This window comes from Thermoanaerobacterales bacterium, from assembly GCA_030019475.1.
GTDB lineage: Bacteria > Bacillota > Desulfotomaculia > Desulfotomaculales > JASEER01 > JASEER01.
Map to the genome: position 1 here is coordinate 1 of JASEER010000053.1, position 10,899 is coordinate 10,899.

A 10,899-nucleotide genomic window follows, 5' to 3' on the forward strand; every position below is an offset into this window, starting at 1 on the left:
CGGGACGAAGGCGGCCAATTACGCCGTATACGGGAGCGACCTCCTGGTCGCCGTCGGCGTCCGCTTCGACGACCGCGTGACGGGCAAGATCGAGAGCTTCGCCCCGGAGGCGCGAGTCGTCCACATTGACATCGACCCGGCCGAAATGGGCAAGAACGTCCCGGCCCACATCGGGATTGTCGGCGACGTCCGCATGGTCCTGCAACAGCTCCTGGAGGCCTTGATCGCCAATCCGAACCCGGCTTGGGCGGAGAAGATCAAGGCCTGGAAAAAGGAATACCCCCTGGAATACGGCCCGGGCACCATGAAACCGCAAAACGTGGTCCGTGAGATTTACGAGGTGACCAGGGACCGGCCGGCACGCATCGCCACCGAGGTCGGCCAGAACCAGATGTGGGCGGCCCAGTTCTACACCTTCACCCGCCCGCGCAGCTTCATCTCGTCCGGCGGGCTGGGGACGATGGGCTTCGGCTTCCCGGCGGCCATCGGCGCCCAGGTCGCCTGCCCGGACGAAGTCGTCATCGACATCGCCGGCGACGGCAGCATCCAGATGAACATCCAGGAGCTGGCCACCGCCGTCAACTACGAACTGCCCGTAAACGTGGCCATCCTCGACAACGGGTACCTGGGCATGGTCCGCCAGTGGCAGGAACTGTTCTACAACCGGCGCTATTCCTACACCGAGCTGAAGAACCCGGACTTCGTCAAGCTGGCCGAGGCCTACGGCGCCGAAGGCCTGCGCGTCGAGAAGCCGGCCGGGATCCGCCCCGCCCTGGAGCAGGCCATCAAGTCTTCGAAGCCGGTCCTCATCGACTTCCTGGTCGAGCGCGAGGAAAACGTAATGCCGATGGTCCCGCCCGGGGAAGCGATAAATAAGATGTTGGGTTAGAGAGGGAGGGTTTAAGGAAATGCGCCGCACCTTCGCCGTCCTGGTTGAGAACCATCCCGGCGTCCTCGCCCGCGTGTCCGGGCTCTTCGCCCGCCGCGGCTATAACATCGACAGCCTGGCGGTGAGCCGTACCGACAATCCGCATATTTCCCGCATGACCATCGTTGTCGAGGGCGACGAGGTGGTCCTGGACCAGGTGGCCAAGCAACTGGGCAAGCTGGTGGACGTCATCAAGGTGCAGGACATCACGGCCGAGCCCCACGTCGACCGTGAACTGGTCCTGATCAAGGTCAACGCCGATGCCGAGGCCCGCGCCGAAATCATGCAGATCGTCGAGATCTTTCGCGCCCACATCGTCGACATCAGCCGGCGCAGCCTGATTATTGAAGCCACGGGCGACGAGGGCAAGATCAACGCTATCGAGCAGGCCCTCAAGCCCTTCGGTATCCGCGAGCTGGTGCGGACCGGCAAGATCGCTATGATCCGCGGCCCCAAAACCGTAACCCATGACAAGGAGGACTAAATAGAAATGCGTGTCTACTACGACCAGGACGCCAACCTGGATGTACTGAAGGGTAAGAAAGTGGCCGTCATCGGCTACGGCAGCCAGGGTCACGCCCAGGCCCAGAACCTGCACAACAGCGGCGTGGACGTCGTCGTCGGGCTGCGGCCGGGCAGCGCCAACTGGCAGCGGGCCCAGAACGACGGCCTGCAGGTCATGCCGGTCGCCGAAGCCGCCCGGGCGGCGCAGATCATCCAGATCCTGACGCCCGACGAGACCCAGCCGAAGCTTTACGCCGAGAGTATCGCTCCCGCCCTGACCGAGGGGAAGGGCCTGATGTTCTCCCACGGGTTCAACATCCACTACGGCCAGATCGTGCCCCCGCCCGACGTCGACGTCTTTATGGTCGCCCCGAAGGCCCCGGGCCGGATGGTCCGCCGCCTCTACACCGAGGGCAAGGGCGTGCCGAGCCTGATCGCCGTCGCCCAGGACTACACCGGGCAGGCCAAGGACCTCGCCCTGGCCTACGCCAAGGCCATCGGCAGCACCCGGGCGGGCGTTTTCGAAACCACCTTTGAAGAAGAGACCGAAACCGACCTCTTCGGCGAGCAGTGCGTCCTCTGCGGCGGCGTCACCGAGCTGATCAAGGCCGGCTTCGAGACCCTGGTCGAGGCGGGCTACGCCCCGGAGATGGCCTACTTCGAGTGCCTGCACGAGCTGAAGCTGATTGTCGATCTGATCTACGAGGGCGGCATCTCCCATATGCGGAACAACGTCAGTAACACCGCCGAGTACGGCGACTACATGGTCGGCCCGCGGATCATCAACGAGGACGTCCGCGAGGAGATGCGCGCCGTGCTGGCCGAGATCCAGGACGGGAGCTTCGCCCGGGAGTGGATCCTGGAGAACCAGGCCAACCGGCCGTCCTTCAACGCCATCCGCCGCGCGGAGCGGGAGCACCTCATCGAGGAGGTCGGCGCCGAGCTGCGCAAGATGATGCCCTGGCTGAAGTAGGGGCGGACCTCTAACCAAAGGAGAATAAAACACCATGCCCGAGCGCGTGTACATCTTTGACACCACCCTGCGGGACGGCGAGCAGTCCCCGGGCGTGAGCCTCAACCTGAACGAGAAGCTCCAGATCGCCCGGCAGCTGGCGGCCCTCGGCGTCGACGTCATCGAGGCCGGCTTCCCCTTCGCCTCGCCGGGCGACTTCGAGGGCGTACGCGCCGTGGCCCGCGAGGTCCGCGGCGTGACGGTGGCCGGCCTGGCGCGCGCCCACTTCCCGGATATCGACCGCGCCTGGGAGGCGCTGTCCGGGGCCGAGCAGCCGCGCATCCACACCTTCATCGCCACCTCGGACATTCATATGCAGCACAAGCTGCGCATGGGCCGCGAGCAGGTGCTGGAGGCCACCGCCGCGGCCGTGAAACGGGCCAAGAGCTACACCTCCGACGTCGAGTTCTCGGCCGAGGACGCCTCCCGTTCCGACCTGGACTTCCTCTGCCGGGTCATCGCCACGGCCATTGAGGCCGGGGCGACGACCATCAACATCCCGGACACCGTGGGCTATGCCACGCCCGACGAGTTCGGGGCCTTCATCGCCGCCATCCGGGAGAAGACCCCGGGGATCGAGAAAGCCGTCCTGAGCGTCCACTGCCACAACGACCTGGGGCTGGCGGTGGCCAACACCCTGGCGGCGGTGAAGAACGGCGTGCGCCAGGTGGAGGGCACCATCAACGGCATCGGGGAGCGCGCCGGCAACGCCGCCCTTGAAGAACTGGTCATGATCCTGCACACCCGGGCCGAGTCCCTCGGCCTCGTGACCGGCATCAGGACCGAGGAAATCTACCGCACCTCGAAGCTCGTCAGCCTGTTGACCGGCATGCCGGTGCAGTTCAACAAGGCCGTCGTCGGCAAGAACGCCTTCCTGCACGAGTCGGGCATCCACCAGGACGGCGTGCTCAAGGAGCGGACCACCTACGAGATCATGAACCCGGCCATGATCGGGATCACCCGCACCAACCTGGTGCTGGGCAAGCACTCCGGGCGGCACGCCTTCCGGCAGCGCCTGGCCGACCTGGGCTACGACCTCAGCGGGGAGGAACTGAACGCGGCCTTCGCCCGCTTCAAAGAGCTGGCCGACACCAAGAAGAACATCGAGGACGAGGACCTGGAGGTCATCGTCGAGGAGCAGATCCGCAAGGTACCGGCGACCTACGAGCTGGAGTACCTGCACATCTTCAGCGGGACCACCGTCAAGCCGACGGCCGTCGTGGCCCTCGCCGTCGAAGGGGAACTGGTCCAGGAGGCGGCCTGCGGCAACGGCCCGGTGGACGCGATCTACACAGCCATCGAGAAGATCACCGGCCGCAAGTATCCCCTGGTCAGCTACGTCATCGACGCCGTCACCGGCGGCACCGACGCCCTGGCCAACGTCACCGTCAAGCTGACCAACGAGCAGCAGAAGGTTTTCACCGGCCGCGGCATCAGCACCGACGTCCTGGAGGCCAGCGCCCGCGCCTACATCAACGTCCTCAACAAGATCGCCTACGAGGAGAAACGAGCATAACATGGGAATGACCATTACCGAAAAGATCCTCGCCCGCCACGCGGGGCGGGAGACGGTCCGTCCCGGGGAACTTATCTCCGCGCGGGTGGACGCCGTCCTGGCCAACGACATCACCGCCCCCCTGGCCATCCAGGAGTTTGCGAAGACCGGCGTGGACCGGGTCTTCGACCCGGACCGGGTCTACCTGGTCCCCGACCACTTCGTCCCCAACAAGGACATCAAGTCCGCCGAGCAGGCCAAGGTCATGCGGGACTTCGCCCGCGCCAGGGGCCTGACCCACTACTTCGAGGTCGGGCGGATGGGCATCGAGCACTGCCTCCTGCCCGAGCAGGGTCTGGTGGGACCGGGAGAGGTCGTCATCGGCGCCGACTCCCACACCTGCACCTACGGCGCCCTGGGGGCCTTCGCCACCGGGGTCGGCTCGACCGACCTGGCGGCGGCCATGGCCCTGGGTGAGACCTGGTTCAAGGTGCCTGAAACCGTCCGCTTCGTCTACGAGGGCGAACTGCCGGAGTGGGTGGGGGGCAAGGACCTCATCCTGCACACCATCGGCGACATCGGCGTCGAGGGCGCCCTCTACAAGGCCATGGAGTTCACCGGCCCGGTCATCTCCGCCCTCTCGATGGACGGCCGCTTCACCATGTGCAACATGGCCATCGAGGCCGGCGCCAAGAACGGCATCGTGCCCCCGGACGAAAAGACCGAGGCCTACGTCCGCGGCCGGGCGGTCCGCCCGTATGAACTGCTGCAGAGCGACCCGGACGCCGGGTACGCCCGGACGATCACCTACGACGTGAGCCGCCTGGAGCCCGTGGTCGCCTTCCCGCACCGCCCGGACAACACGCGGCCGGTCAGCCGGGCGACCCACGTCGAGATCGACCAGGCCGTCATCGGCTCCTGCACCAACGGGCGGATCGAGGACCTGCGCCTGGCGGCGCGCGTCCTCGACGGGCGGCGCGTCCACGACCGCGTGCGCCTGATCGTCATCCCCGGCACCCAGCGGATCTACCAGCAGGCCGTCGACGAGGGCCTGATCTCCGTCTTCATCCGCGCCGGGGCGGCGGTCAGCACCCCGACCTGCGGGCCCTGCCTGGGCGGTCACATGGGCATCCTGGCCCGCGGGGAGCGGGCGATAGCCACCACGAACCGCAACTTCGTGGGCCGCATGGGGCATCCCGAAAGCGAAGTCTACCTGTCTAACCCGGCCGTGGCCGCGGCTTCCGCCGTCCTGGGCCGGATCGCCCATCCCGCGGAGGTGGTGAAATAATGCTCTTCGAAGGACGCGCCTGGAAATTCGGCGACAACATCGACACCGACGTCATCATCCCCGCCCGCTACCTGAACACCTCCGACCCGAAGGAACTGGCGGCGCACGCCATGGAGGACGCTGATCCCACCTTCGCCGCGCGGGTTCAGCCGGGTGACATCATTGTCGGGGGCAGCAACTTCGGCTGCGGCTCCTCGCGCGAGCATGCCCCGCTGGCCCTCAAGCATGCCGGCGTGGCCTGCGTCATCGCCGCCAGCTTCGCCCGCATCTTCTACCGCAACGCCTTCAACATCGGCCTGCCGATCCTGGAGTGCCCCGAGGCCGCGGCCGCCGTGAACGACGGCGACCGCCTGCGGGTCGACGCCGGGACGGGGCGCATCACCAACCTGACCACCGGCGCGGAGTACACCGCGCGGCCCATCCCTTCCTTCATGCAGGAGATCGTCGCCCGCGGCGGGCTGATAGAATGGGTTAAGGCGCGGTTAGAAAGCAAGTAAGTGGTAGGGGATAAAATGCGCACGGTCGAGATCTACGACACGACGCTCCGCGACGGAGCGCAGGGAGAGGGCATCTCCTTCTCCGTCGAGGATAAGATAAAGATCGCCCGCCGCCTCGACAAGCTCGGCGTGCATTACATCGAGGGCGGCTGGCCGGGCTCCAATCCCAAGGACATGGAGTTCTTCCGGCGCATGGCCGGGCGCCCGCCGAAGAACGCCCGCCTCTGCGCCTTCGGCAGCACGCGGCGTGTCGGCATCCGGCCCGAGGACGACGCCAACCTGCGGGCCCTCCTGGAGTCCGGCGTCGAGACGGTGACCGTCTTCGGCAAGAGCTGGGACTTCCATGTCTTGCGCGCCCTGAACACCACCCTCGACGAGAACCTGGCCATGATCCGCGAATCGGTGGCCTACCTGCGGGACAAGGGCCGGCATGTCCTCTACGACGCCGAGCACTTCTTCGACGGCTACCGGGCCAACCCGGACTACGCCCTGGCCACCCTGGCCGCGGCGCAGGCGGCGGGCGCGGAGCGCATCGTCCTCTGCGACACCAACGGCGGTCTTCTTCCGTCCGACGTCCCGGCGGTCATCGCGCGCGTGCGGGAGACCATCCACGTTCCCCTGGGCGTCCACGCCCATAACGACGGCGGCCTGGCCGTGGCCAACAGCCTGCTGGCCGTACAGGCCGGCGTGGACCACGTCCAGGGGACGGTCAACGGCTTCGGGGAGCGCTGCGGCAACACCGACCTCTGTGTCCTGATCCCCAACCTGAGCCTGAAGATGGGGCTCGCCACCATCCCGCGGGACCACCTGGTTTACCTGACCGACCTCTCCCGCTACGTCAGCGAAATAGCGAATGTCAGCCCCGATCCCCGCCAGCCCTACGTCGGGACCAGCGCCTTCGCCCACAAGGGGGGCGTGCACGTCAACGCCCTGCTGAAGGACCCGCACACCTACGAGCACATGGATCCCGAGGCGATCGGCAACAAAAGGCGGGTCCTGGTGTCAGAACTTTCCGGTCTGGCGAATTTAGTATATAAGTACCGGGAGTTCAACCTGGACTTGGAACAGCCCAGGGAGGAAACGCGGCGCCTCCTGCAGGACCTCAAGGAGCTTGAGAACCAGGGCTTCCAGTTCGAGGGCGCCGAGGGCTCCTTCGAGCTGCTGGTACGCCGGGCCTGCAACGGCTACCAGAAGCCGTTCGCCCTGGAGAGCCTGCGCCTGATCATCGAGCTGAAAGAGGACCGCCACATCTCCTCCGAGGCGACCATCAAGCTGCGCGTGGGCGACAGGACCGTGCACACCGCCGCCGAGGGGAACGGTCCGGTCAACGCCCTGGACGCCGCGCTGCGCAAGGCGCTCGAGTCCTTCTACCCGGAGATCGCGCGCATGCACCTCATCGACTACAAGGTGCGCGTCCTGAACGAGAAGGCCGGCACCGAGGCCGTGGTCCGCGTCCTGATCGAGACCGGCGACGGGCAGCGCTCCTGGGGCACGGTGGGCGTCTCGGCCAACATCATCGAGGCCAGCTGGCAGGCCCTGGCCGACAGCCTGGCCTACGGCCTCCTTAAGGCCGCCGAGGGCGGTGATGAAACGGAGGAATAAAAACCCAAGAGTTTGCTCCCCGCATCCCTGACATGGCAGACGTCGCATGCATAACATAAATCAGGCTATTGAAGAAAACCTTCACCACGTGATAGAGTTGTACTATCGGGAATAGGGGCGATATTTCGAGCGATGGGCAGAATGTTCGGCACCGACGGCGTGCGCGGCGTCGCCAACCGTGACCTGACTCCCGAGCTGGCCTTCAAGCTGGGCCGGACGGGTGCATATATCCTAACCAGCGAAACAGGGGCGCGTTCCATCGTCATCGGGCGCGACACGCGCCTGTCCGGCGACATGCTGGAGGCCGCCCTGGTCGCCGGCATCTGCTCGGTCGGCGTCGACGTCTGGCGCGTCGGCGTCATGCCCACCCCGGCCGTGGCCTACCTCACCCGCGCCCTCGGGGCGGGGGCCGGCGTCGTCATCTCCGCTTCACACAACCCCTTCCAGGACAACGGCATCAAGTTCTTCGGCGCCAACGGCTACAAACTGCCCGACGCCATCGAGGACGAGATCGAGGCCCTGGTGGCCGACCCGCGCAACGGGCTGCCTTCGCCGACGGGCGCCGGCGTCGGCCGGGTGCGCCGGGTAACCGACGCCGCCGACCGCTACCTGGCCTTTGCCCGTTCCGCCGGCCCGGCGGACCTCTCGGGCCTGCGCGTCGTCGTCGACTGCGCCAACGGCGCCGCCAGCCGACTGGCCCCGGGACTGCTGCGCGACCTGGGCGCCACGGTCATCCCCCTGGCCTGCGAACCCGACGGGGCGAACATCAACGTCGACTGCGGCTCCACCCACCCGGAACACCTCCGCGCCGCCGTACGGGAGGCCGGGGCCGACCTGGGCCTGGCCTACGACGGAGACGCCGACCGGCTGATCGCCATTGACGGGACGGGCGAGGTCGTGGACGGGGACCGGATCATGGTCATCTGCGCCCGCCACCTCAAAGAGCGCGGGCTGTTGAAGGAGAACACCGTCGTCGTGACCGTCATGAGCAACCTGGGCCTGCACCTGGCCCTGCGGGACAGCGGCATCCGGGTGCTCCAGACTGCGGTGGGCGACCGCTACGTCCTGGAGGAGATGCTCCGCGTGGGGGCCTGCCTGGGCGGTGAGCAGTCCGGGCACATCATCTTCCTCGACCACAACACCACCGGCGACGGCATCCTGACGACGATGAAACTGCTCCAGGTGATGGCCGAGACGCAAAAACCGCTTTCCGAACTGGCGGCGCAGATGGAGTGCCTGCCCCAGATCCTCGAAAACGTGCGCGTGCGCGACAAGGGCCGCGTCATGACCAGCCCGCGCCTGCAGGAGGCCGTCCGGCGGCAGGAAGAGGAGATGCGCGGGCAGGGACGCATCCTGGTCCGTCCCTCGGGCACGGAGCCCCTGGTGCGGGTCATGGTCGAGGGCCGGGATCCCGAGTTGCTTATGCGCGTGGTCAACGACCTGGTCCAGGTAGTCGGCGAAATCGACAACGACGGGGGAGGTGAGGCCTGGCCGCAAGCGAGCGCCTGACGTCCGACGGACAAAGCCGTAAGCGCCAGACCCGGCACTCAACTCGGAGAATAAGGTTACCGTGAAACGTCACCTTTTCTCCCCGGGACTTGCAAGGTTTGTTCAACCTGTCACTGAGTCCTGCAGTTGAGTGCTGGATGACGAGGGTGGAGGTTTATCGAAGTCTTCGGCGGATGCCTCCCGGCCGGCCACGGCCGTCAACGGTACCACAAAACCGCCGGGCAACCGGCGGGACAAAAGGTGCCAGGTGGCATGAGGCAAGCTCATCTATTGTAGTGCCGTGCTTTGCCGGCGCTTTTTTATTGCCCTTTGAGGAGGTTTCCCTTATGTGCGGCATCGTTGGCTATACCGGTGACAAACCCGCCGTGCCGATCCTCCTGGACGGCCTGCGGCGGCTGGAATACCGAGGCTACGACTCCGCGGGCATCGTCGTCTGCGAGAACGGCGGCCTGGTCCTGCAGAAGAAGGCCGGAACCCTGGACGTCCTGGCGGGCAGCATCAACGGCTGCAAATACGCGGCCACCGCGGGCATCGGGCACACCCGCTGGGCGACCCACGGCGCCCCGACCGATATCAACGCCCACCCCCACACCGACTGCACCGGCCTCTTCGCCGTCGTGCACAACGGGATCATCGAAAACTACCTGGGCCTGCGCGCCTGGCTGGCGGCCGAGGGGCACACCTTCGTTTCCGAGACCGACACCGAGGTCCTGCCCCACCTCATCGAGCAGTTCTACCGCGGCGACCTCTACGCGGCCGTCCTGGAGGCCGTCCGCCGCCTGGAGGGCAGCTACGCCCTGCTGGCCGTGACCCGCCACGAGCCCGGCCGGCTGGTCGTCGTCCGCCAGGACAGCCCGCTGGTCCTGGGCCTGGGACGGGGCGAGAACTTCGTCGCCTCCGACATCCCGGCCCTGCTGCCGTACACCCGCGAGACCTACCTGCTCAACGACGGCGAAATGGCCGACGTCACCCCGGACACCGTCCGCCTCTCCGACCGGGAAGGCCGCCCGGTGAGCAAAGAGGTCTTCTTCGTCAACTGGGAGGCCGAACAGGCCGAAAAGGGCGGCTTCGACCACTTCATGCTGAAGGAGATCTACGAACAGCCCCGGGCCCTCAAGGAGACCCTGCGCGGCCGCGTCAGCGAGGACGGCCGGCGCGCCGTCCTGAAGGAACTCGGCATCGCGCCCGAGGCCGTCGGGAACCTGAACCGCATCTTCATCACCGCCTGCGGCACCGCCTACCACGCCGGCGTGGTAGGCAAGTACATCATCGAGCGGCTCGTCCGCCTCCCGGTCGAGGTCGACATCGCCTCCGAGTTCCGCTACCGCGACCCACTGGTCGGCCCGTCCGACCTGGTCATCGTCGTCAGCCAGTCCGGCGAGACCGCCGACACCCGCGCCGCCCTGCGCGAGGCGAAGAGCCGCGGCGCCCGCGTCGTCGCCATTACCAACGTCGTGGGCAGCTCCATCGCCCGTGAGGCCGACGACGTAATCTACACATGGGCCGGGCCCGAGATCGCCGTCGCCTCCACCAAGGCCTACCTCACCCAGCTCGCCGCCTTCTACCTGCTGGCCGTCTGGCTCGGGCAGGCGCGCGGCACCCTGGCGGAGGACGAGGCGGCCGCTATACTGGCCGGCCTGAAGACCCTTCCCGCCGGGATACGGAAGATCCTCGAAGAACACGCCGAGCGCGTCGCCGAACTGGCCGGCCACTACGCCGCCCGCTGCGAGCACATCTTCTTCATCGGGCGCGGCCTGGACTACGCCGTGGCCATGGAAGGCAGCCTGAAGCTCAAAGAGATCTCCTATATCCACGCCGAGGCCTACGCCGCCGGCGAACTGAAGCACGGCACCCTGGCCCTCATCGTCCCGGGCGTCCTCGTCCTGGCCCTGGCCACCCAGCCCGGCCTCTTCGACAAGACCGTGAGCAACATCAAAGAGGTCAAGGCCCGCGGCGCCGACGTCCTGGCCCTGGCCTTCGAAGGGCAGCAACACATCGACGAAGTGGCCGACGCCGTCCTCTACCTGCCTCCGGCCCACCCGGCTCTGGCGCCCATCCTGACCG

Annotated in this window: 9 protein-coding genes; all 9 read left to right on the top strand. The window is 66.9% G+C overall.

Going from position 1 to position 10,899, the window contains the following annotated elements; all coding sequences use genetic code 11:
• On the top strand, positions 1-889 hold an 889-nt coding region (locus QMC81_10825), incomplete at its 5' end, for a thiamine pyrophosphate-dependent enzyme (protein MDI6907960.1).
• Between the two features lie 19 nt (positions 890-908).
• Positions 909-1,412 (top strand): acetolactate synthase small subunit, encoded by a 504-nt coding sequence (ilvN, locus tag QMC81_10830; protein ID MDI6907961.1) that lies wholly within the window; start codon positions 909-911, stop codon positions 1,410-1,412.
• Positions 1,413-1,418: 6 nt separating this feature from the next.
• The gene (ilvC, locus tag QMC81_10835; protein ID MDI6907962.1) at positions 1,419-2,405 is read left to right on the top strand and encodes a ketol-acid reductoisomerase; all 987 of its coding nucleotides are present in this window, start codon (positions 1,419-1,421) and stop codon (positions 2,403-2,405) included.
• Between the two features lie 34 nt (positions 2,406-2,439).
• A complete protein-coding gene (locus QMC81_10840) occupies positions 2,440-3,960 on the top strand; it encodes a 2-isopropylmalate synthase (protein MDI6907963.1) in 1,521 nt (506 codons plus the stop codon).
• Between the two features lies 1 nt (position 3,961).
• Positions 3,962-5,227, top strand: coding sequence for a 3-isopropylmalate dehydratase large subunit (leuC, locus tag QMC81_10845; GenBank protein MDI6907964.1), 1,266 nt, complete (start codon positions 3,962-3,964; stop codon positions 5,225-5,227).
• Positions 5,227-5,724 carry a 3-isopropylmalate dehydratase small subunit gene (locus QMC81_10850; protein MDI6907965.1) on the top strand — a complete coding sequence of 166 codons (498 nt, stop codon included), beginning with the start codon at positions 5,227-5,229 and terminating at the stop codon, positions 5,722-5,724. Before leuC ends, QMC81_10850 begins: the two co-directional genes overlap by 1 nt.
• A gap of 15 nt (positions 5,725-5,739) precedes the next feature.
• Positions 5,740-7,326, top strand: coding sequence for a citramalate synthase (gene cimA / locus QMC81_10855; protein MDI6907966.1), 1,587 nt, complete (start codon positions 5,740-5,742; stop codon positions 7,324-7,326).
• Positions 7,327-7,458: 132 nt separating this feature from the next.
• Positions 7,459-8,835: a phosphoglucosamine mutase gene (glmM, locus tag QMC81_10860; GenBank protein MDI6907967.1), complete on the top strand. Its 1,377-nt coding sequence runs from the start codon at positions 7,459-7,461 to the stop codon at positions 8,833-8,835.
• Between the two features lie 326 nt (positions 8,836-9,161).
• The coding region (gene glmS / locus QMC81_10865; protein ID MDI6907968.1) for a glutamine--fructose-6-phosphate transaminase (isomerizing) at positions 9,162-10,899 on the top strand (1,738 nt) is incomplete at its 3' end.

What these genes read in the sequence shown, in the direction of transcription:
- ilvN (MDI6907961.1), top strand. Translation starts at nt 909, where the DNA reads ATGCGCCGCACCTTCGCCGTCCTGGTTGAGAACCATCCCGGCGTCCTC.
- ilvC (MDI6907962.1), top strand. Translation starts at nt 1,419, where the DNA reads ATGCGTGTCTACTACGACCAGGACGCCAACCTGGATGTACTGAAGGGT.
- QMC81_10840 (MDI6907963.1), top strand. Translation starts at nt 2,440, where the DNA reads ATGCCCGAGCGCGTGTACATCTTTGACACCACCCTGCGGGACGGCGAG.
- leuC (MDI6907964.1), top strand. Translation starts at nt 3,962, where the DNA reads ATGGGAATGACCATTACCGAAAAGATCCTCGCCCGCCACGCGGGGCGG.
- QMC81_10850 (MDI6907965.1), top strand. Translation starts at nt 5,227, where the DNA reads ATGCTCTTCGAAGGACGCGCCTGGAAATTCGGCGACAACATCGACACC.
- cimA (MDI6907966.1), top strand. Translation starts at nt 5,740, where the DNA reads ATGCGCACGGTCGAGATCTACGACACGACGCTCCGCGACGGAGCGCAG.
- glmM (MDI6907967.1), top strand. Translation starts at nt 7,459, where the DNA reads ATGGGCAGAATGTTCGGCACCGACGGCGTGCGCGGCGTCGCCAACCGT.